15 protein-coding genes are annotated in these 22,772 nt (G+C 46.1%); 10 read left to right on the forward strand and 5 right to left on the reverse strand.

The genetic code is table 11. The annotated features are described in order from the left end of the window. Positions 1–22: 22 nt before the first annotated feature. Complete coding sequence (locus ACPUEK_RS01370; protein WP_425642037.1) at positions 23–475, reverse strand: PA2169 family four-helix-bundle protein; 453 nt, start codon at positions 473–475, stop codon at positions 23–25. A gap of 328 nt (positions 476–803) precedes the next feature. On the opposite strand from ACPUEK_RS01370, the gene ACPUEK_RS01375 reads away from it, so the two are divergent. Together ACPUEK_RS01375 and ACPUEK_RS01380 are read left to right on the forward strand one after the other, a co-directional pair. Next, positions 804–2,195 carry a sigma-54-dependent transcriptional regulator gene (locus ACPUEK_RS01375; RefSeq protein WP_425642038.1) on the forward strand — a complete coding sequence of 464 codons (1,392 nt, stop codon included), beginning with the start codon at positions 804–806 and terminating at the stop codon, positions 2,193–2,195. Then, the gene (locus ACPUEK_RS01380; protein ID WP_425642040.1) at positions 2,188–4,188 is read left to right on the forward strand and encodes a cache domain-containing protein; all 2,001 of its coding nucleotides are present in this window, start codon (positions 2,188–2,190) and stop codon (positions 4,186–4,188) included. Before ACPUEK_RS01375 ends, ACPUEK_RS01380 begins: the two co-directional genes overlap by 8 nt. Positions 4,189–4,369: 181 nt before the next feature. On the opposite strand, the gene ACPUEK_RS01385 is transcribed toward ACPUEK_RS01380, so the two are convergent. Together ACPUEK_RS01385 and ACPUEK_RS01390 are read right to left on the reverse strand one after the other, a co-directional pair. Beyond that, the gene (locus ACPUEK_RS01385; RefSeq protein ID WP_067215825.1) at positions 4,370–6,103 is read right to left on the reverse strand and encodes a BCCT family transporter; all 1,734 of its coding nucleotides are present in this window, start codon (positions 6,101–6,103) and stop codon (positions 4,370–4,372) included. Between the two features lie 163 nt (positions 6,104–6,266). Then, a complete protein-coding gene (locus ACPUEK_RS01390; protein ID WP_425642041.1) occupies positions 6,267–8,780 on the reverse strand; it encodes a CoA transferase in 2,514 nt (837 codons plus the stop codon). Between the two features lie 470 nt (positions 8,781–9,250). Here ACPUEK_RS01390 and ACPUEK_RS01395 point away from each other — a divergent pair, with 470 nt between their 5' ends. The 6 genes from ACPUEK_RS01395 (at position 9,251) to ACPUEK_RS01420 (ending at position 19,300) form a co-directional block, all read left to right on the forward strand. Continuing rightward, positions 9,251–10,408: an iron-containing alcohol dehydrogenase gene (locus tag ACPUEK_RS01395; RefSeq protein WP_067215830.1), complete on the forward strand. Its 1,158-nt coding sequence runs from the start codon at positions 9,251–9,253 to the stop codon at positions 10,406–10,408. A gap of 67 nt (positions 10,409–10,475) precedes the next feature. Then, on the forward strand, positions 10,476–11,966 hold the full coding sequence (locus ACPUEK_RS01400) for a CoA-acylating methylmalonate-semialdehyde dehydrogenase (RefSeq protein WP_067033194.1): 1,491 nt from the start codon (positions 10,476–10,478) through the stop codon (positions 11,964–11,966). A gap of 245 nt (positions 11,967–12,211) precedes the next feature. Beyond that, positions 12,212–13,117, forward strand: coding sequence for a transcriptional regulator GcvA (gene gcvA / locus ACPUEK_RS01405; RefSeq protein WP_067215833.1), 906 nt, complete (start codon positions 12,212–12,214; stop codon positions 13,115–13,117). Positions 13,118–13,580: 463 nt separating this feature from the next. Next, the gene (locus ACPUEK_RS01410; RefSeq protein WP_067215836.1) at positions 13,581–15,314 is read left to right on the forward strand and encodes an OFA family MFS transporter; all 1,734 of its coding nucleotides are present in this window, start codon (positions 13,581–13,583) and stop codon (positions 15,312–15,314) included. Between the two features lie 196 nt (positions 15,315–15,510). Next, the gene (locus tag ACPUEK_RS01415; RefSeq protein WP_425642043.1) at positions 15,511–16,206 is read left to right on the forward strand and encodes a hypothetical protein; all 696 of its coding nucleotides are present in this window, start codon (positions 15,511–15,513) and stop codon (positions 16,204–16,206) included. A 214-nt stretch (positions 16,207–16,420) separates the two neighbouring features. Further along, positions 16,421–19,300, forward strand: a complete 2,880-nt coding sequence (locus tag ACPUEK_RS01420) for an HD domain-containing phosphohydrolase (protein WP_425642045.1) — start codon at positions 16,421–16,423, stop codon at positions 19,298–19,300. A 22-nt stretch (positions 19,301–19,322) separates the two neighbouring features. Here the strand turns inward: ACPUEK_RS01420 and ACPUEK_RS01425 are convergent, their stop codons facing one another. Together ACPUEK_RS01425 and ACPUEK_RS01430 are read right to left on the reverse strand one after the other, a co-directional pair. Beyond that, complete coding sequence (locus ACPUEK_RS01425; protein ID WP_425643043.1) at positions 19,323–20,045, reverse strand: DUF2252 family protein; 723 nt, start codon at positions 20,043–20,045, stop codon at positions 19,323–19,325. 15 nt (positions 20,046–20,060) lie between these two features. Beyond that, complete coding sequence (locus tag ACPUEK_RS01430) at positions 20,061–20,645, reverse strand: DUF2252 family protein (RefSeq protein WP_425642047.1); 585 nt, start codon at positions 20,643–20,645, stop codon at positions 20,061–20,063. 145 nt (positions 20,646–20,790) lie between these two features. Here ACPUEK_RS01430 and zigA point away from each other — a divergent pair, with 145 nt between their 5' ends. Then, complete coding sequence (gene zigA / locus ACPUEK_RS01435; RefSeq protein WP_067215845.1) at positions 20,791–22,011, forward strand: zinc metallochaperone GTPase ZigA; 1,221 nt, start codon at positions 20,791–20,793, stop codon at positions 22,009–22,011. Further along, on the forward strand, positions 22,008–22,670 hold the full coding sequence (locus ACPUEK_RS01440) for a DUF1826 domain-containing protein (protein WP_156489015.1): 663 nt from the start codon (positions 22,008–22,010) through the stop codon (positions 22,668–22,670). The genes zigA and ACPUEK_RS01440 overlap by 4 nt, the downstream gene beginning before the upstream one ends. Positions 22,671–22,772: the final 102 nt, after the last annotated feature.

The raw sequence follows: 22,772 nt of genomic DNA on the forward strand, positions 1-22,772 counted from the left end.
AATCTTAGATCATTGTAAATGATTAATGTGTAATGCCTTTTTTCAACATCCGCATTTCATCGTGACACTCTTTCATACGTGTGTGAACGCGACGAAGAGTAGCCTCACAATCTGGTGCTTGATCTTTACTCAGCGCCGTACTGATTTCTGCTAAGACTTTGTCTTCAACCTCTTCAAGTTGATCGACGTAATTTGTTTCTGTAGAAGTGGTTGAGACCTTATTAACAAGGTTCGTGTACGCTTTACGCACTTCGGTCATGGTGTCAGAGCCGTTTTCCAGATCACCTGTTTCAGCTACTGCAAACTTTTGAAGATCCGCCGCGGCCTCTTGTTTAGCATCAATCATGCGGTTAAAAAAGCCCGTGTACTCTGCGCTGTCGACTTTCCCTTTCGCTTCTTGATAAAACTCGATACCGCTGTTCATGACTTTAATAATGTCTGAAATATGGTTAACCTCTGGTGTTGTTTGCAACATGGTTGCCTCCTTGGTTATTTATCGTTTAATTCGTTATGTATGAAGCGTTTCGTTCATCCGTACATACAGAATTGAAGACTCCGCGTTTTTATTCAACACCCAAGCAGACGATTTATGGCCATTGCACCTTTGCTTCGATTTATACGCACATGTGCTCCATGTTTGCGTTCAACCGTGACGTTTTCCTACGAATAATCACGCCTTAAACCTGTCGTTTTTAAGCTACCATAAAAAATTGCTCTTTCGGTTTATAAGGCATCACGCTACATTGTTCAGCTGAGGCGTGTGATCAACGCTTTTCTATTACCTGCTTTTTAAGAACAACAATATGGCGATGAACGAGCAATGGGCTGAACGCCCGGCAACCACCTCATTAAATTCAATGACGATTCTGATCGTAGACGACGAGGAAGGTATCCGGGACTTTTTACAACGAGCATTGAACAGATTGTATTCGCGTGTCGATACGGCTGATTCTGCGGATAGTGCTGACTTATTATTAAACACAACCCAATACGACTTACTCATCGTCGATATCTGCATGCCTGGCCGCTCTGGCGTAGAATGGATGCAACAAATTCGAGACAGAGGGAACACTGGCAACGTTATCTTTATGACGGCGTTTGCCGACATGAACCACGCTATTGAAGCCTTACGTCTCGGGGCAAACGACTTAATTCAAAAGCCTTTTCGAATTGAGCAAATGCGCTCGGCGGTTAGGAAAAGCCTTGACCATCTTCGATTAACCCGCGAAAACTTTGTTTTACAACGCCAATTAGCGAACACGCCTCAAGTTGGACTACTGGGAAAAAGCGCGACCATTGTTAGAATAAATCAGCTAATTGAGCGCATCGGGCCAGCCCCATCTGCCGTATTGATCGAAGGGGAAAGCGGTACAGGTAAAGAACTGGCAGCGCGCGCAATCCACCAAAGCAGCGGCCGACAAGGCTCGTTTGTTCCCATTAATTGCGCAGCCTTGGCCCCTGAATTGATGGAATCAGAACTCTTTGGCCACACCAAAGGCGCGTTCACCAGCGCCCATCAAGCTCGTGAAGGGCTGTTCAGTTACGCCGATCACGGCACACTTTTCCTAGATGAAGTCTCGGAAATGCCCTTAGCACTGCAAGCTAAGCTACTCCGAGTATTGGAAGATGGTCGTATTCGCCCACTGGGTACTGAGCGGGAAGTACCGGTCAATGTGCGTATTATTGCCGCATCCAATAAAGACATCGCCGCAGCCGTGCAAGCTGGCAGCTTTCGTGAAGACCTTTACTATCGTTTAAATGTTTTACAATGCCAATTGCCTCCCCTTAGAGACCGTCTAGAAGATTTACCACTACTGGTTGAGCATCTCATTGAGCGCCTTAGTCGTGATTTGGGTATGCCGACGATTCAGTTCTCTGAGGCCGATTTCGCCGTAATGCGCCAACAGCCATGGCGAGGTAATATTCGTGAACTGAAAAACCTTGTGGAACGCTGCCTACTGCTAGGCATGCCTGCTCATGATTTACTGCAAGGTTCAGTCTCTGATCCGAACTCAAACACGCTCCAAGTACAAGGCTACCCATTAGACTGGACATTAGAGGACGTCGAATACGCCCACATAGAGCGTGTTTTAGATGCCCATGGCGGTAACAAAACGCAAGCTGCCAAACACCTCGGTACAACACGAAAAACTCTAGACCGAAAGCTGCAATCAAGGATTAATGACCGTGCTTGAGCGTTGGTCGAAGCGTCGTACAAGTCTACGCTATCGATTGCTAGTCCTGACCTTGTTTCCACTCTTGCTTGTTTTGCCCGGCGTCATTGGTCTCGCCTATTTATGGAGCCAAGAAGTCGGCTACCGCCAGCTCTTAATGAAAGCCAATACAGACCTAGCAGTGGCCCACGAAGCGTTCTTAAACAGCCAGCAATCGTATTTAATGAACCTCTCATTGGCGGCCAGCCACCATCATAGAGCGATACTCCAAGCGCTTGCCATCACAACCCCTGCTTCTATAAAAACCTTAGAAGACACACTCAAAAACGAAGCAGGGCTGGACTTCGTTCGTCTACTTGATTTGAGTGGCTGTGAGCAACGCAATAATCAATGCCAATACCCAAACTCTCCCTCAATGCCGCAGGCCTTTAAGGGACAGCCTCTCAGTGCTATTGAGATCTTCTCTGCCCGTCAACTCAACAACATTGACCCAATACTGGCTCAGCGGGCTAGAATTCCCATGGTTGATTCAGACATTAGCGAACAGCGAGGTATGTTAATCCACCTCTTCGAGCCGATCCGAGATGATCACGGCGAGGTCATCGGAGCCTTAGCCGCGGGTGTGCTGATGAATGGCAACTTCGCCTTAGTCGATCAGATCCGTAACACCGTTTATGGCCCCGGCAGCCTACCAGAAGGAGGCATCGGTACCGTAACGCTGTTTTTAGACGACGTTCGCATCAGTACCAATGTGCCCCACCCAAACTCTCCAGAACGTCGAGCACTGGGCACAAAAGTGTCTACCGAGGTACATCAGCAAGTATTAGGACAAGGTCAACGTTGGCTTGATCGCGCCTTTGTGGTGAACGATTGGTATATCTCTGCTTATGAGCCTGTTATCGACGCATCAGGCAAACGTGTCGGTATGCTGTACGCGGGGTTTCTTGAGTCCCCCTTCCTCGACAGTTTCTATTACTGGCTAGAGTTACTGTTGTGGCTGTTTGCCGTGGTACTGATTGGCTGTGCCATCATTGCCGTCCGCGGTGCTCGCTCGATATCTAAACCGTTAGAGCATATGACCGAGGTGATGGATCGCGTTCGTGACGGCCAACACCAAACACTCCCGCACTATCAAAGCAGCGATGAAATTCAAGAACTAGCATTGCACTTTAATGCCATGTTGAGCCAGCTCGACACGCAGCATCACGCCATACAATCGGCAGCAGACCAATTCGAAGAAAAAGTGAATCAGCGTACCGCCCAATTAAAACACCGAACCGATGAATTACAGCAACACATTGCCTTATTGAATCGCACCCGAGAACAGCTCATTGAACAAGGCAAGCTGGCAGCGTTAGGCGAGTTAACTGCTGGTATCGCCCATGAAATCAACAACCCGACAGCGGTCATTTTAGGCTACATGGATTTGCTCCTAGATGAACTGGGCGACCAAGCCACACCTGAAATGCGCCATGATGCTGAACTGATCATTGCGCAAGTTGATCGTATTCGCACCATTATTAATGACTTACTCAAACTAGCTCGCCCTGTGCCAGAGACACTGACCTACCAAACCATCGACCTCAATGAGGTCATACGTAAAACACAGACCTTGGTAAAGCACGAACTCCAACGTCGTGGTATTCACTTAACATTAGACTTAAACGCACAACGGCCAGCGTATGCAGACGCCCCTCAGTTACAACAAGTATTGATCAATCTCGTTATGAATGCCGCCAATGCCACAGAAGAGAAAGGAGAAATTATTGTTCGCAGTCACGACTCTGCTCATGGTTGGGTAAAACTTACCATTCGAGACAATGGTTCAGGTATTGATCCCCAGCATTTAAATCGTATTTTCGACCCCTTTTTCTCAACCTCTCACTCTGGCACAGGGCTAGGGCTGGCAATCTCCCATCGATTGTTAAGCCAAATGAATGCCCAAATTAAAGTTAGGTCTCGACTAGGTCGCGGCAGTGTATTTTTTATTTGGCTTAGCACCGAAAAAAAATAACGCTTATTTTTTCAATTACCTAGGGCTTTAAAACAATTTATTGGTACTAAATTAGAAAGTTGATAAGAATTTTCAGGAGAGGGGCTGTCTAGGTTAAGTTCCTCACCAATAGGTGGCGTATTAGTGAGGAACTGCCTAAGTTCGACAACGTGTCGAAAAATTTATGTGGATGCTGCCCTATTTAAGAAAGGTCAGCTATTTCTCTTTCCACTATTTTTCGTACTTGTTCTTCATCAGCGACAAAGTTTTCGCTGTCTTTGCGTAACGATTTAACTAGGCCGAACATCATTGCAATGATGACAAAGGTAAAAGGTAGTGCCCCCGCGATAGACGCTGCCTGTAAGGCTTTCAATGCCTCATTACCGCCCATTAACAGAATCATCAGAGTAACTACACCCAGTAAACTACCCCAAAGAATACGTTGCTGAATTGGAGGACGACGACCAAACGACAACAGTCGACCTAATACCAATGTACCTGAGTCTGCAGCCGTCACAAAAAACACCACCACTACAACCAACGCACAGACTTTAGCAATCGTCGCAGCGACACCTGGAGTCAGTACTTCAAAAGCGGTAAACAAGGTACCAGCATAATCCCAATTGTTTACAGAGGTATTGTAAATGCTCATGTCTGACCCATAGATCGATGCATGGATACCTGCTGAACCAATAACACTAAACCACAACAAGGAGACAAGCGTTGGAATAAATACAACACCCATAACAAACTCTCGGATAGTACGACCGCGAGAAATACGTGCGATGAACATGCCCACAAATGCAGACCATGCAATCCACCAACCCCAATAGAAGATAGTCCAGCCACCCTGCCAAGTTTGCTCATCACTGCTTCGTGCCGTCCAAAGTGTCATAGAAAGCGATTGAGAGGCGTAGTCACCTAATGTCGTCAAACTGTTTGCAATCAGGTAGTTACCATTCGATGCAATTAGAAAATACAAGATAATCGCAATACAGATGTAACTATTAAATTGAGACAGCATGTTAATGCCTTTGGCAACACCACTGGTGGCAGACAAGGTCGCAATTAAGGTAATAAATACAATGGATAAAACGGTTACCATGGTGGATCTTTCGGCCAAAACGTTTAGCGAAATAAGTCCAGAGCTAATCTGCTCTACACCCAAGCCCAGCGTGGTGGCAATACCGAAGATGGTACCAAAAACGGCCAAGATATCGACAGCGTGACCAATGGGTCCATAGATTCTATTTCCAATCAATGGATAAAGCGCAGAACGAATGGAAAGAGGCAGACCTTTACGAAAAGAGAAATACGCCAACGACAAGCCAACGATTGCGTACATTGACCAAGCAACAGCCCCCCAATGGAATACGGTCAAAGTTAGACCGCCGACGGCCGCTTCTGCGACTAAATCATTAGGAATAGGAAAGCCCACATCGCCTGGTTGTAAGCCTGCCGCAAGCGCCACTTGTTTAGCTTCGAAAAAACTGCTCACGGCCGCTTTCACTTCGGTACTCATGAAAGGGTTACCACCGCTCCAACCACTGGCAAAATGTATCATCGGTTCGGACATGGAGAAGAACAACATGCCAGCCCCCGTACCGCAGCCGAAAAGCATTGAAAACCAAGCAAAGTTTGAAAACTCAGGCCTCTCGTTATCTCTACCTAATCGAATTGCACCTACTTTACTTACCATTAACGTCGCACACACAACGAAAGCAAGCAGCATGACAAGGATGTAATACCACCCCAACGTTTCTTCTATCCAGCTTTTCAAGCCTATGAACTGCTGACTGGCTATTTCACCGAGCAAAACGGTATAGAGAATAAATACAACAACCATAATTAAGGCTGTTATTCCCAGGGTCGTATTAAGCCCTTTTAACATTCCCCGCTGGGAAATGAGGGCATCGATCTCTTTATCTTTTAGCATTGGTAACCTCTTTATTTTTTTTATTGTCGCCACGTCATCCTATTAATCTAAAATAGATATAACAAACTAGAAAAATGGGGTCTCTACATAATGATATTAATGGCTCACTCATCATGAGCGATCAAATTCCTCCTGCTGGCATACCCTTTAATCTTTGTTTAACCTAACTGGGCAAATATTCTTTCGCCCAGCCTAAGCTGGCAATATTAGCCTCGATCATGGTCTCTATTTCAGACTCACTGTAGCCAACACTGGCTAAGATCTCTTTAGTTGAATGCCCGAACTTTTCCGTGGGTGCAATGGCTCGAATAGCCGCTCTTTCAGGGCGAATAGAATAGTGATCAATTTGAGTAAAGCAGTGACCACTAGGATGATCTGGATAAACGGAGAACGCATAGCTACCAAAATGCGTACCTACTTCACCGTCATGAATACGGCTGTAATCATGACGCAGCGTTTCAATCGAATTTGGCTCAGCTACCGCAATATCTGCGCCTCTCAGTAAGTTAAGCCAGTGTAAAGTAGCAGCCTGCTTAAAGGCATGTTTTAAATACTCATGCAGATCAGGTGTGTCACCCAGTTCGGTTAAGCCTTCCAATGATTTTAATTTATCAAACTCGTTATGGTCCGAATCAAGAAAAATCCAACCGTCCATTGTTTCATAAAAATGCGATAGCGCATGGTTGCCTAATACCTCTCGACCCGACGCCTCGTCAAACGGCCCTCTTCCTTCGTAATCAAACATAAACGGGATTTGCGCCATATTAGTGACCGCAGATAGCGAGGTTCTAACCCGACTAATTTGACCCGTAACTAATTGATGGTACATAGAAAGCGCCATCCCCATACCAGCAGCAAAGCCACAGTTAACATCTAACGTTCCAACATGAGCGTGTTCTTCTGGGGTATCACTGCCACCAAAACGCATCATTATGCCGCTATTAGCCTGAATAATATCATCGTAGCCAATGTAATCTGTTTTAGGACCTCTTAATGGTCCGCCAAAGCAATCTAAACGACAAAACAATACATCCGGATTGATCTCAAGTAAGCTTTTTGAGTCAAGACCGAGAGTTTCAAGCTGACGTTCAGGCGCATTAATAAGGACTAAATCGACGGACTGTACGAGTCGATTAAACACCTCTCGCCCTTTTTCCGTCATAATGTTAACCAACGCTTTCTTTTTGCCCATATCAGTTTGAAAACTGTAAAGACACCCAATTAATGGATCATAAAGCGGCTTAACAGGATCAAGCTTAATAACCTCTGCACCGAATCTTCCTAAAAAAGCAGCCGAGTGAGGGCCAGCGATCACATTAGTCAGATCAAGCACTTTTTTACCATCTAACCAGCCTTTTTCCTCCGGTTTATTCGCTTCACTTCGTCGTGGTAAATCCTGTGTAAGCGGTGATCTGACACTGCACAAGGTGTCTAATGCTGTATCAAAATCCACAAACCTTCTGCCCTTCGCTTGCATAAAAGCAGAGGCATTATGCTCAAACCAAACCAGTGGCCCAGGCTGCTTCATCAACCCATATTCTGGATCATCCACTTCAATGATTAAGCCAGCTTTGTTGGTATGTTCGTCATGCAGCCATTCCTTTGTTGTACGCTGTGATGCTCCAGGAATACCGGTTTCACCAAATATACGATCCCATTCGCTGGAAGTTTTGGTCAGAAAGGCTCTTTTCATCTTCTCTGAGATGACTCTCGCCCATCTAGGCGGTAGCGGGTAAACCCCCAAAGAGGTTTCACCGTCCCATTCATCAATTGGCGCATGTAAATCTTGTACTTCTGGGAAGCCTTCTGCCATGAGTTCGTCATAAACTCCCAGCACTTGTAGGGCACGTTTAGCGTGATTTCGATGAGACGGGCAAACACAGTAAAACTTTCTACCGTCAGCACAATCATAGGTGCGGAAGAAAGGATCTAAGTATTCTTGTAGATCTTCATACGTTAGGTTCATGTCGATGCTACACATATGACGATGCTCAATTTCACGCTCACGCATCGTCTTATAGCGTTCAGGTAAACCATCTATCACAAAAGAATTATAAGAAAGCCCTTCCATTAAAGCCGCTGCCACGGGGACTTCTATATGATCCCCGTGACCATGATGAGCTCGTTCATACAAGGCCATTATGATGGAGCTCGCAGCAAGCGAAATCGCATAAGAAGAACCTAGCGGGACCGGTGAGAAACTAGGCTCAATCCCCATGAGGACGCGATTAAAACCCATATCCGTAAATGAACCCGACGTAGCGGCGATAATCGCTTCTGTCGCTTTCCATTCTCGTCTCAACATATCATTACTGGCAAAGCCTGGTATCGATAGGGTAATCAACTCAGGACGCTTAGCTCTTAATTCTTCGTAATCAATACCTAACCTAGCCAAAACACCAGGACGAAAGTTCTCTATCACAATGTCCGCTTGATCAATCAGCTGCAACGCTTCACTCAGGCCTTTTGAGGTTTTCAAATCTAAGTGAATACACTGTTTGTTGCGATTTAACACCGCATTGGCTGGGCTAACCCATTGCGGGCCTTGGGGTGGGTCAATATGGATCACTGTTGCGCCAAGGTCGGCAAGCACCATAGCAACAGCGGGAGCAGCAATTTGTTGTCCAAAGTCCACGACTCGGACACCAATAAGAGGTAGTTGATTGTTGTTATTCATCTCTATTGATCCTGTGTAAAAAGCGTCTTTCAACTGAATGAATGAAGGAAGCCAGTACGTGTTGTATTTATTGATTTATTTTTGTTATCAAGACAAAGCCAATTAGTAAGTACTGCGAAGATCAGCACAGGACGCATACTAGAATTGCCCCTAGGCGGCTACTAGCAATAAAAACGAGATCGGTGGGTGAATTTTTTTTATACCTCAGAGACGACAAAACGCATCAAGAATTTAATCTTTTGATATCAATAGAAAAAAATTCCGTGAGGTGGTTTAGCAAGGCAGTAGCTATAAAAAAAATTAGCTCTATGGGTGATTTTTTATTGCTTTAAAGGCCACGACTTATTCATAACAATGTCGTTGTTTCGTAGCCTAAGGTTGCGATGAATAAGGGTATGTCCTAACGTCATAAATATTCGTATTAAAGCGTTAAGAGATGGACAAATAAAATAACAATAAGTGGAGCCTATATGTCTAACCAAATCATTCTACCTCGCGTTTTACAGGTAGGGGAAAATGCCAGTTTAGAAATTCCGAGCATTTTGGACAGTTTGGGGTGTACTCGCCCTCTCATCATCACAGATAAAATGATGGTTGAACTTGGCTACGCGAAACAAGTTCAATCTTGTCTAAAAGATCACCAGATCAACTCGGAAGTGTTCGACGATACAGTACCAGAGCCGACTGTTAGCTCCATTCAAGCTGGTGTAGATACTGTTCGCAATGGCAATTACGACAGCATCATTGCCTTAGGCGGCGGAAGCCCAATTGATAGTGCTAAGGCCATTAGCATCTTAGGTAAATTTGGCGGCGAAATGCGAGATTACAAATTTCCGAGAATCGTTAATGAGCAAGGCCTACCTATCATAGCTGTGCCAACCACAGCTGGCACAGGCACAGAAGTGACACGTTTCACCATCATTACAGACGAAACCAATGACGAGAAGATGCTCTGTGTCGGGGTAGGTTTCATGCCCATCGCCGCCCTTGTCGATTACAAACTAACACTCAGCTTACCCGCTCGAATCACCGCCGACACGGGTATCGATGCTTTGACGCATGCGATGGAAGCTTATGTCAGTAAAAAAGCAAGTCCTTACAGCGACAGCCAAGCCATCGCGGCGATGAAATTAATTGGCCCTAATCTACGCCGTGTCTATCACGATGGCAGTGATCATAAAGCCCGTGAAGCCATGATGTTAGGCTCTACTCTCGCTGGCATTGCCTTCTCAAACGCATCAGTTGCACTGGTGCATGGTATGAGCCGACCTATTGGCGCAGCGTTTCATGTCCCTCATGGGCTTTCCAATGCGATGTTATTACCTGCTGTAACTGAGTTTTCTATCCCCAGCGCTGAGGAGAAATACGCGGATTGTGCCCGCGCAATCGGTGTCGCTACCCAAGCTGATTCAGATGATGTCGCTAACCAAAAACTGATTGCTGAGCTGAGAGCTCTTAATGATGAATTACAGGTGCCAACACCTGAGCAATTTGGCATCGACCGCCAGCAATTTTTTGACTTAATGCCAACCATGGCAGAGCAAGCGCTCGCATCGGGTTCACCCAACAATAACCCTATCGTGCCAACGGCAGAGCAAATCATCGACATTTATCAACAGCTTTGGTGAGTGACGGCAAAATCCCATCATTACCGACACAACTTAGTGCCATGCTAACAATATTTAAGGAAACGCAATGAACACCATCGGACACCTAATTAATGGTCAACTAGTCACCACTTCTCAGCGCATGCAAGATGTCTACAATCCTGCGACGGGCGAAGTTTCAAAACAAGTGGCCTTAGCACCAAAAGAAACAGTCGAAGACGCCATTGCAGCAGCCCAAGCCGCTTTCCCTGCGTGGCGCGATACGCCACCGTTGAAACGTGCCCGAGTGATGTTCCGCTTTAAAGAGCTACTTGAGCAAAACAGCGATAAGATTTGCCAAATGATCGGTGAAGAGCACGGTAAAATTTGCCATGATGCCGCGGGCGAGCTGCAGCGAGGCATTGAAAATGTAGAATACGCTTGTGGCGCACCAGAACTTTTAAAAGGTGAGTTCAGTAAAAATGTGGGACCAAACATTGACTCTTGGAGCGAATTCCAGCCCCTAGGTGTCGTCGCCGGTATCACGCCTTTTAACTTCCCTGCGATGGTGCCGATGTGGATGTTCCCGCTTGCAATTGTGTGCGGTAACACCTTTATTCTAAAACCTTCAGAGCGTGACCCTAGCTCAACACTTTATATTGCTCAGTTACTACAGGAAGCAGGCTTGCCAGAAGGCGTGTTAAACGTAGTCAATGGTGATAAAGAAGCGGTGGATGTGTTACTGACAGATGATCGAATTAAAGCCGTGAGCTTTGTCGGCTCAACCCCAATTGCTGAATATATTTATGCGACGGCCAGTGCCAATGGCAAACGTTGCCAAGCACTGGGAGGTGCTAAAAACCATGCCATTGTGATGCCTGATGCAGATATGGACAATGCTGTTAACCAACTGCTAGGTGCGGCGTTTGGTTCATCCGGTGAGCGCTGTATGGCATTATCGGTTGCCGTAGCCGTAGGGGAAGAGGCAGCCGATGCCTTAGTTGCAAAAATGCAAACTGCTATGAAAAACTTAACGGTGGGTGAGTACAGCGACAAAACGAATGATTTTGGCCCTGTCATCACTCGTGATCATCAACAGAAAGTTGTGGGCTACATTAACAGCGCTGAAGCCGATGGCGCTAAAGTTGTGGTCGACGGTCGCGAGCCAAACATTTCAGGCTATGAAAATGGATTCTTTGTTGGCGCGACACTCATTGATGGTGTAACCGCTGAGATGCAGAGCTACAAAGAAGAAATTTTTGGCCCCGTACTGCAGGTTGTGCGAGTCAACACCATGGAAGAGGCGATGCAACTTATTAACGATCATGAATACGGTAATGGTACCTGTATCTTTACTCGTGATGGTGAAGCAGCGCGTTATTTCTCAAATCATATTCAAGTGGGCATGGTAGGCATCAACGTGCCACTGCCAGTACCGGTTGCGTACCATAGTTTTGGTGGCTGGAAGCGTTCTTTGTTTGGCGATCTTCATGCGTATGGTCCAGATGGGGTGCGTTTCTACACGAAGCGTAAAACCATCACGCAGCGCTGGCCTTCCAGTGGCGTACGTGAAGGTGTGTCTTTTGCATTTCCAAGCTAATTAAAGCATTAGCGACAATTAAATAGGCCAGTATATTACTGGCCTATTTTTTTCGTTTTAATTCCGTCATAGGAAAGGTTTATGCTAATTCTAGGAAGTCGTTTTAGAGAGCTGCTATGGCGTTAATAGTTAGTAATAAATACGTTAAAAAAGCTGATAATTAAAAATCTATCTATTAGAGTTTAAATGACTGGTAACGAGCACTTTTGCTCGATCATGGACCAATAAACTTCAGAAGAATAAAAATGAAAAAAAAACTTCCTCCCCTTAATTGGCTTAGATCATTTGAAGTTTCAGCACGCTACCTGAACTTTACACAGGCAGCTCACGAACTCAATATGACCCAAGCGGCAGTCAGTCAACAAATAAAAGGATTAGAGGCACAATTAGGCACTGTGCTGTTTAAACGTTTACCAAGAGGCTTGGAATTGACAAAATCCGGGCGAGCTTATATTCCCATCGTTCATGAATCCATTGAGCGCTTAGCGGAGGTAACCGATGAACTGTTTGGTCAAGGCCAAACTCGACCGCTAACAATCCGCTCCAGCTTGATTTTTTTTACAACTTGGTTAGCTCCTCGACTCGGTCGTTTTAGAAAACTTCACCCTGAAGTCAGGTTACGGCTACCAACTAATATTTGGGTAGAAAACCTTGATAAAGAATCGGACATGGAGATTCGTTACGGAATGGGGGACTGGTCTGGCGTGAATTATCATAGACTCACTTGGGACCATCTTATTCCCGTTTGCAGTCCTGCTCTTTTAAATACTTCTACGCCCCTAAACACTCCGAACCAACTTACCGAACACACACTTTTACACGTCGATGGTTATAATGAAGGATGGGGGTACTGGTTGAACAAAACCGGTTTTCAGCATATTGACTCTTCTCAGGGCATCCATTTTGATACCTTAATTTCAGCACTTGAATTGGCCAAAGCAGGCGAAGGGATCGCATTAGGACGAAGCTCTTTAATTAAAGAAATGATCGCCGCTGGGCAATTAGTGGCCCCTTTTGAACAAAAGCTTCCAACCAGTGAGTCATTTTATTTGATCAGCTCAAATCAAGATTTTGAACACCCTCATGCTGAATTGTTTCGAGCGTGGTTACTCGACGAAGTAGAACAAGTACAAAGTCACTGGCCTCATTAGGTTAGTCATCCTAATATCCAACTCTGCTCGTAAAACGAACCCTAAAGAGATTAAAATGGCATTTTAAGCCTCTTTCAGGGTTCTTTCAGAATCCACATTCGAAGTGCTAATTAACCCTCAAAAGAGTGCTCCAACCACCTACTTATAATAAAAACCAGATGTACGTATTTCAAAAACGCTTTTTCAACAACCCAGTTCTATCACTGAGTTAAAGTCATATCTGGTCTAGATCGCGGCATTGTATTTTTTATTTGGCTTAATACCGAGTCAAAATAACCCACACCACTTGAACAACCGAGTCAAAGTAACCCTAGCTACATCTCCAAACCATTGTCGTTACATAACAACCCTATATTAATCAACCACATATATCTTTGGCGTAGTTTTTGCTCCAGCAAATCGAAGTGGAACATTCCACATTACATCGACAACTACAATAAATATAAAAGCGGAGTAATACCTTATGTCGAACACATCTGGTCCTTTTTCCTTTCTGCTAAAAGAGCGCATCGTCGCTAAACCCGGTTTCAACCGTTGGCGCGTTCCACCCGCGTCCATAGCCATTCACCTGTGTATTGGCTCAGTTTATGCTTGGAGTATTTTTAACCCACCCCTTATTCGTCAACATGGCGTGGTTGCCAGCGCCGCAGAGGATTGGTCATTAAGTTCTGTTGTCTGGATTTTCTCTACGGCCATCGTCTTTTTAGGCTTAGCGGCCGCCATTGGCGGTAAGTGGCTTGAAAAAGTTGGCCCTCGTGCCGTCGGCTTCTTAGCGGCCATTCTATGGGGCGGTGGCTTTCTTGTCGGTAGTCTAGGGATCTTATGGGATCAATTATGGCTACTGTATTTAGGCTATGGCGTCATGGGAGGGTGCGGTCTCGGACTGGGTTATGTCTCTCCCGTCAGCACGCTCATACGCTGGTTTCCTGACCGAAGGGGGATGGCCACAGGGATGGCCATAATGGGCTTTGGTGGTGGCGCTATGATTGGTGCACCATTAAAAGAATGGTTATTAACTAAATTCTACGAAGCGCCTCAATACCTCGGCACGGTTGCTGACGTATCAATGATTACCGACGCGGGACGTCGTTTTGTTGAAGTCGCGGGCGAGCGTCTTGAAGTGGTTGTGGCCAGCGCCGCTGACATGGCCAAAATGCCGATACCAGGTCCAGAAGGCGTCTATGTCGTCAACACAGGGGATACCGGTGTTGCTGGCGTGTTCATTACGCTGGGCATTGTCTACTTCATTATTATGACCATCGCTGCGTTCGCTTATCGTGTTCCGGCCCCAGATTGGCGTCCCGAAGGCTGGACACCACCAGCAGAAACACAAACTAAAACTAGCCTGATCAGTGATAATCATGTCCACATCGATCAAGCTCTTAAAACACCGCAGTTCTATTTACTGTGGTTAGTATTGTGTCTCAATGTGACCGCAGGCATTGGCGTCATCGGTGTCGCGAAGACAATGATGACCGAGATATTTGGTACCACATTACCGCTCATTGTCGATGCAGGCTTTGCCGCCACATACGTGCTGATGATCAGTGTGTTTAATATGGTGGGACGCTTCTTCTGGGCCTCGGCTTCGGATTATATCGGGCGTAAACGAACCTTTTACTGCTTCTTTTTACTCGGCATGATCTTGTATGTGTCTATTCCGTATTTTGCGAGCCAAGTCAGCAGCAATCCAGCGGTTATTTGGTTAGTGCTTTTCTGTATTGCAACGATGATAATTTTCACTATGTACGGCGGTGGGTTTGCAACCATACCTGCGTATCTAGCGGATATTTTCGGAACCCTGCATGTAGGCGGCATTCACGGTCGACTTCTAACGGCATGGAGTACCGCGGGTGTATTAGGGCCATTTGCGATCACCTATTTACGCGAACAATCCCTGAATACGGCGATTCATAATTTGGCGCAAAAAGTCGACCCCGCGCGATTCCAACAAGCTTTCGGTGCAGGTGTAGATCAGCTGGAAGCACTCATGGCCTCGAATACCGTGACGCTCGGTCGCTTAATGGAAATCGCCCCAGCAGGCACTGTTGATCCAACATCGAGCCTTTATAACAGCACCATGTATGCCATGGCATTGTTATTAGTGATTGCTTTCTTCGCTAATATGTCTATTCGTAAGGTGTCAGAAAAGCACCATGTTCAGAATACTCATCCTGAGGAAGCGCCTGCAAGTTAACATTTTCTAATGCATCATGACTAAGGCTGGGCAACATTGCTCAGCCTTTTTTATTGGACACCCTTGAACTGTATATGCGTTGAAGAATGACAATATTGCGCAGCGACAATCTCTCTTATCACTAAACGGCAAAGCACTTTTAAAATCTTGCCATTCGTTTTATGGTGTGACTTTACGATCATTTGGACTGTCAATTATGACTTTCACTTACCTCTTTGACCCTTTATGTGGCTGGTGCTATGCCGCCGCACCTGCTATTAAAGCTTTGCGTGAAGCAAGTCTAGGAAATATCGCAATGGCGCCTGTAGGGCTTTTTTACAAAGCCCGCCCGACCAGCGAGATTGCTGAGCACGCCAAAACCAATGACCTGCGGATTCAATCTCTATCTGGCCAAGCGTTCTCTGACACTTACTTTGATGACGTACTGCAAAAACCAGATGGCGTATTTTCGTCACGAGCACTAACACAAGCGTCTATCTTTCTTGAGTCTCAGAAATTAGGGTTAGCAGGTCAGTTTCTGCATGAGACACAATTACGCCGTTATGTCGATGGTGTCGATACCTCTGAAGTCCCTGCCGTCGTGAGCATCGCTACAGAAGTGGCTGCAGAACAAGGCATTTCCATCGACGCAGATATGCTTGAACACGCTCTACAGAATGACAGTCCACTGCAACAGCAAGCGGATCAAATGGTTCAGCAAGCCAGTCAGCTGCTAAGCCGCTTGCCAGGATCGGGTGGGGTTCCGCAATTAATCATGACCAATAATGAAGGTCAGAATTATATTTTCTCCGGTGCCGATTTATATCAAGGTGGAGAGGGCTTTATACAACTGGTAAGTACTATCCAAGCCGCGCTATCGGGTCAATTGCCGCCAGAAATGGCTCAAAAATGAACCTTTCAGATTCAAAATATAAGCCTGCATGACATTCATCCCCGCAGGCTTATTATTATCTCATTTAGCCAGACCATTCTACGCCATCACCCTTACGGTGAACCCTCCAGTCATACCCACACCCCGCCTTGTGTATTCCTGAACTGTCGACAATACTAAAAAGCTACTGTGGCGATCACTATTTGTACTTTAGCCTTTCCAAAGGGATACAAGGATGAACAAACACCGCAAGGAATCCGGCATTCCGATCAGAGTTTTATTCAGTGGCAGCATCATTATTAGCATGCTTCTGCTAGCTGCAGTCTTAACGCTGTTTTCATACCTATACTCCCGTGCATCTTTAAATAGCCAAGTCGAGCTCAGCGCCAAACAGACGACCTTATCTCTTGAAAAGCAAATCGAGTACGTGACCCAAACAGCGGAAAAAAGCGTCATTTTGCTTAATCATGACGCCATTGTGAATCAGACAACGTTAGATCAGCGCCTCTCTCGAATCCCTCTGCTGGCCAGTATGATGGAAATGAACCCTATATTGAGTTCAATTTATGTTGGCTATGACGACGGTGACTTCTTTCTCTTACGCTCGCTGAAAAACCCACATGCCAAACAAGCACTTGCAGCCCCCGACAAGGCAAACTATTTATTACAAGCAATCGACCGGGACGCAGCAGGCGCCATCGCTGAAACACGCTGGGAATTCTTCGACCCACAACTCAACTCGTTAGGCTCTGCGCTTGCATCACAAGATTATGCTTACGACCCCCGCGAACGGCCTTGGTATCAACACGCACAACAATCAAATGGCCTCATTCTTACACCACCCTATGCTTTCTATACCACAGGCGAAGTAGGCGCCTCATTTGCTCTACGCAATCAGTCAGCCAAAGCAACGGTAGGCGTAGACGCTTCCATCAACGACTTATCCAGTTTTATGAAACGTTTGCAACCCTCTAACGCGGTACACATGGCGTTAGTCGACAAGAATCATTTGATTTTAGGACACAACAACTCGGATATTTCACTTGTCGAATACGATGACTCAAACAAACCTACCCTGAAAAGAGTCACGGACTTACCCAATAAAACGTTCGGCCAACTCATAACGTTGCCTCAGGCGCAGCAAAACTTAGAAGAATTTTATACCGGTAAGAATGCTTGGTACGGCATGACTTTACCTATTAACAGTTTCAGTGATCAAGGCTGGCTACTGCTCTACGCTATTCCAAAGGCGGAATTATTAAAAGATGTTAACCAGCACTTAATCAATCAACTGCTCCTATCTGCTGGAGTCATTATGATACTAGTATTGTTCGGCCTACTGGTCGGCCGCTCTATTTCTCGGCCGCTACAATTGCTATCGACAGAAGTCAGTAAACTCGCCTCTTTCGACTTCAGCCGTAAAATCGTCATCAACTCTTCGGTAAAAGAAATCAATGTACTCTCCTCTCTCACCGATCATATGGCATTGACCATCCATAACTTCCAGTCGATCTCCCATAAACTTGCCCACCACCCTGACTTAGAAAGTATGCTTGCTCAGGTGTCGAAACACCTGATCGCCATTACCTCTTCAAGGGCCGGGGCGGTGTATTTGTTCAATAAAAACGAGCTGACACTAAACATTGCGACCAAAGGAAGTATGCCGATCCCTGAACACATCAACTGCTGCAATCAAACTTGGGATAAGCTGCTTCCAGAGTTGATCAGCACTCTGAAAGCGGAAGATAACAGCTTATTTTTAACACCCTTGATCGATAGAGATGAATCGATTCTTGGTGTGCTGGTACTGCAGCTGCCAAAAGATTCGCATATCAATAATAAAACCTTCCACAACTTTATGACCGAAGTCTCAGGCGCTGCCGCAACGGCAATCGCCACTCGCCGACAATTTGAAGCCCAACAGGCACTACTGGACGGCATTATTCGTTTGCTCGCCGATGCAATCGATGCGAAATCACCCTACACCAGCGGCCACTGTGAACGTGTGCCAGAGCTGGCTGAAATGCTTGCTGACGAAGCAATTCGATCACAATCAGATGAGCTGGCTACCTTTAAAATGAACGAATACGAACGCCGAGAGTTTCATATTGCTGCGTGGCTGCACGACTGTGGCAAAATCACTAGCCCCGTTCATGTGGTGGACAAAGCGACCAAGCTAGAAACCATTTATAATCGTATTCATGAAGTTAGGACTCGCTTTGAAGTATTATGGCGCGACGCCGAGATAGAATACTTAACAGGCTTAATTGCGGGTCAAGATAAACAGCGCTTAGAGCAAGCTAAATACGCCCAACAACAACGCCTACAAGAAGATTTCGCCTTCATTGCCACCAGCAATATCGGCGGCGAATTCATGGATCAAGAAAACCTAGATCGACTTCAGTGTATTGCCACTCAATCTTGGACACGTCATTTCAGTAGTCGTATTGGTATATCACAAGACGAGCAACAACAGCTTCCCGACACGCCAGAACTACTGCCTGTACGCGAACCACTTCTAGCAGACAAAATCGAGCATATCGAAGTATGGGGGGACCGAAAACCTGCTGTAGAAGCTCATAACTCAGACAATATCTGGGGCTTCGATATGGACCTACCAGAGCAGGCATTCAATAAAGGGGAGCTTTATAATTTAAGTGTTCAACGCGGCACGTTGACGAAAGAAGAGCGCTTTATCATTAAAGACCACATGGTACAGACCTTTAAGATGCTGTCATCTCTGCCGTTTCCAGAAGAATTAAAGAATGTGCCTAACATCGCCAGTAATCATCATGAACAGCTCAACGGGAGTGGCTATCCTCGAAAGTTAAACGCACAGCAATTGAGCGTACAAGATCGTATTCTAGCCATTGCCGATGTCTTCGAAGCATTAACCGCATCCGATCGTCCATACAAAGTAGGCAAGACAGTCTCTGAATCTCTCAAAATACTGGCCTTTATGGTGCGCGATGAACACCTAGATGGCCCCTTATTTAAGTTGTTTGTCGAGACTGAAACCTACCTTACTTACGCAAAAACGTTTCTTAAAGCAGAGCAAATAGATGCGGTTGATCATCAGCAGTTATTCCATTGGGCACAAATTGCAAAGAACTAAAGCGCGCTGTCTCGTATTGGCATTACTCCGCGAAGGACTCCAGCTGTGCTAACCATCGCCAATCTTCGATCACTTGCTGGGCATAATCATGTTGTAGTGCTTCCAACGCCGACCAAACCTCATCGGAGGTATTCACTACGGCTTGTTCAAAGCGCATAGAGCGCCGATCGAACCGACTGTGAGCTAACGCTAACGATGTACCGCAGGCAATAGCGTACTCTTCATAGCCCCCCTTTAGCGCACGTTTACCACAAGCAATGTCTTCTGGGTCGATCCCCACTCGTGCATGATGTCGTGAACGAACCAACCAATGCGCCTTACGCCAGTTCACATCGTCCAACACCAGATCTGGATTGCGCTGCATGCGGCGCTGACAGTTAACGGTCAAATGCGCAGGCGATAATAAATTCATTAAACTTAAATCTTGGTATTCAAACAGCGCGGCGGCGGCCCGCTGCTTTTTCACTTCAACAAGATGACACAGTGTAATGTCCTCTTCTGTGGAAACCGTCTCTGGCCCAACCAATAGATAATACCGCTTCATGTTGACGGAACCCGTTCCAGCACCAATACGCTCGACGATATCGAGAATGTGGTCGTCCACATAAGGTGAAAAAACCTTTTCAATAGTGCGATAGGTATTGCCGTCCACTGCTTTAAACTTTTCCGCATCCTCTTTGAAAACCAATGGACGAGCGTCAAGATCGACCGCTTTCGCTAGAGAACTTTTGCTTGAGAAATCGATGCCACCAGCTTGGCGCTAACGAGCCTTTTGCTCGGCTTTATACAATACATGCTCATCCGCAAAATCTTGTAATACATAACGATAATCGATTTCTTTATCCAGTATACGTTGGCAGGTGTCGCGATAACTTTGCCAAAAAGCCGTCAATGCGCGCTGTGCACTATCATGATCAATGACTTTGCTTTTATCTATTGGCTCCAATAGCTGATAACGCGCTTCCAAAGCACCTTGGCAATGGTCAGCACACAATAACAAGCTCACGCCATACCGAAGTAGATCCCAGCCCGCATACCCAACACAGGCATCATCAAAATCATTCGGCGCGAAAATAACCTCATCCCCATGGGAGCCCTCTTCGCTAAAAAAGCCAAAGTTAGAAACATGGCAGTCGCCAACCACCATCGTCAGTGGCCATGATTCTAATGCGTCAGGCAAACGGTAGTTCAGGCTGGCCAAATCTTGATAAAACACAGAGGAAGCTCCTCGTAGCATCAAAAATGGGCTTGTCGCCATTTTAGTATGCTTCTTAAGCCCCGTTCCTGGCGTGACGCCATCAACCCGAGTCATCACTTCCAGCAGTTCTTGTTCTCGCTCGGACACACACCACCTCATCTTTAATCCCAACCAAGGGGTCAATAATAAAAGTAATTTACGCGTAGGTCTAAGGGATGACTCAAGAAAGCAACACGCTTTAATAAAAACAAATGTTATGTTATAACGTTTTATAAATTCAGGAGAGAACCTAATGACCCTATCATCCACATCCAAACGACTGCCTGTTACCGTTTTATCCGGTTTTTTAGGCGCAGGTAAAACCACCTTACTCAGCCACTTACTTAATAATCGTGACGGCTTACGCATTGCCGTGATCGTCAACGACATGAGTGAAATCAACATTGATGCCGCGTTCATTGAACAAGAAGTCTCACTTAATCGCGGCGAAGAAAAGCTGGTCGAAATGAGCAATGGCTGTATCTGTTGTACTTTGCGAGAAGATTTACTGATTGAAGTACGTAAGCTCGCCGAAGCTGACAAGTTTGATTACCTTGTCATCGAGTCCACAGGCATTTCGGAGCCGCTGCCCGTGGCTGAGACGTTCACCTTTGCCGATGAAGATGGCGTCAGCCTATCGGATATCGCAACTCTCGACACCATGGTAACCGTCGTCGATGCCGTTAATTTCTTAAAAGACTACCAAACCGCCAAAAGCCTAAAAGAAACCGGTGAATTCTTAGGTGACGAAGATGAGCGCAACGTCGCCGACTTGCTGATTGATCAAGTCGAGTTTGCCGACTTATTGTTGATCAGCAAAATCGATTTGGTAAATGAATCAGAGCTTAACGAGCTGAAAGCCATTCTTCGCAGTTTAAACAGCCTTGCTGAAATCCTTCCAATGGAACGTGGGCAAGTACCTGTTAATAAATTGCTAGGCACTGGATTATTCGACTTTGAAAAAGCCCAACAAGCACCAGGTTGGCTTGCCGAAATGCGCGGTGAGCACACACCTGAAACCGAAGAATATGGCATTGCCAGTTTCAGCTTTGTCGCTCGCAAACCATTTCATCCAAAACGCTTTCACCACTTCCTACACAGCACAGAACAGTACGGTAAACTGATTCGCTCAAAAGGGTACTTTTGGTTAGCATCGCGTCCAGAGTTTGCGGGGCAATGGAGCCAAGCAGGTGGCATTGCTCAATACGGTTTTGCAGGTATGTTTTGGCATGCGGTGCCAAAACAATATTGGCCACAAGACGAGGCATCATTAGCACTGATCAAAGAAAGCTGGCATGAGCCTTTTGGTGATATGCGACAGGAGCTGGTCTTCATTGGTCAAAACCTTGATCAAGAAAGCATGACACAAGCACTCAACGACGCCCTACTAACAGAAGAAGAGTTGTTGCAAGGTAAAAGTGTCTGGAAAGATATGGAAGATCCCTTCCCAGAATGGCAACAGGGGGCAGCATGAGCGTTTTAGAAGAAACCTTCGGTGCTTTACGCTCGCCAGTTTCAGACTTTTCTGACGAGTTATCGGGCCTTGCGGGCATTTATCGAGACGACGTTAACTTAATGGTTTGGCAACGTCAGCTCGACAGCGACACGGAAAAAGCGGTGTTTAAGGTACTCTCTGCAGGGAAGAGCTTTTCACTCAATCAAATTGTCTCTCCTGAGAACGTCAGTGATGCTTTGGCACGCGGCCTACCAAGTATCGATGGTCGTGACGCCTTGATCCGCGACATTGCCCTACTGGTTGATGCCTACTGCTGTTTATTTGATTTAAACACAGCAGGCCTTCGTCTAACGCAAGTGGATCGCGCTATGTGCCCACGTTTTCATGTGGATCAAGTACCTTGTCGCCTGATTACTACTTATGCTGGGCCAGCAACGCAATGGCTTGACGAGCAATCGCTAAACCGTCAAAAACTGGGTCGCGGTAATAATGGCCAGCCGGACAGTCACTCAGGCTTAGTTCGTGCCGAGGCTGACGTCCAACAAATCAGTGTCGGTGACGTGGCGCTGTTAAAAGGTGAGCGTTGGGAAGGGAATGAAGGCCGAGGAGCGGTTCACCGCTCTCCAAGTGTCGAAGCAGGTCAAATGCGCCTACTGATGACACTGGATATGGCGTAATCTGAGAAGCGATTAACGACCCATATCCTGTTTCGGTTGAACGTATCACTGCCAACCCAATGGGGACCGTAAGGGCCCCATTGGGTTGGCTCACCACAAGGT

The organism is Marinomonas gallaica, assembly GCF_049821165.1.
Lineage (GTDB): Bacteria > Pseudomonadota > Gammaproteobacteria > Pseudomonadales > Marinomonadaceae > Marinomonas > Marinomonas gallaica.

Excerpts from the sequence above, each read along its gene's own strand:
- ACPUEK_RS01370 (WP_425642037.1), bottom strand. The coding sequence starts at position 475 with ATGTTGCAAACAACACCAGAGGTTAACCATATTTCAGACATTATTAAA.
- ACPUEK_RS01375 (WP_425642038.1), top strand. The coding sequence starts at position 804 with ATGGCGATGAACGAGCAATGGGCTGAACGCCCGGCAACCACCTCATTA.
- ACPUEK_RS01385 (WP_067215825.1), bottom strand. The coding sequence starts at position 6,103 with ATGCTAAAAGATAAAGAGATCGATGCCCTCATTTCCCAGCGGGGAATG.
- ACPUEK_RS01390 (WP_425642041.1), bottom strand. The coding sequence starts at position 8,780 with ATGAATAACAACAATCAACTACCTCTTATTGGTGTCCGAGTCGTGGAC.
- ACPUEK_RS01395 (WP_067215830.1), top strand. The coding sequence starts at position 9,251 with ATGTCTAACCAAATCATTCTACCTCGCGTTTTACAGGTAGGGGAAAAT.
- ACPUEK_RS01400 (WP_067033194.1), top strand. The coding sequence starts at position 10,476 with ATGAACACCATCGGACACCTAATTAATGGTCAACTAGTCACCACTTCT.
- gcvA (WP_067215833.1), top strand. The coding sequence starts at position 12,212 with ATGAAAAAAAAACTTCCTCCCCTTAATTGGCTTAGATCATTTGAAGTT.
- ACPUEK_RS01410 (WP_067215836.1), top strand. The coding sequence starts at position 13,581 with ATGTCGAACACATCTGGTCCTTTTTCCTTTCTGCTAAAAGAGCGCATC.
- ACPUEK_RS01415 (WP_425642043.1), top strand. The coding sequence starts at position 15,511 with ATGACTTTCACTTACCTCTTTGACCCTTTATGTGGCTGGTGCTATGCC.
- ACPUEK_RS01420 (WP_425642045.1), top strand. The coding sequence starts at position 16,421 with ATGAACAAACACCGCAAGGAATCCGGCATTCCGATCAGAGTTTTATTC.
- zigA (WP_067215845.1), top strand. The coding sequence starts at position 20,791 with ATGACCCTATCATCCACATCCAAACGACTGCCTGTTACCGTTTTATCC.
- ACPUEK_RS01440 (WP_156489015.1), top strand. The coding sequence starts at position 22,008 with ATGAGCGTTTTAGAAGAAACCTTCGGTGCTTTACGCTCGCCAGTTTCA.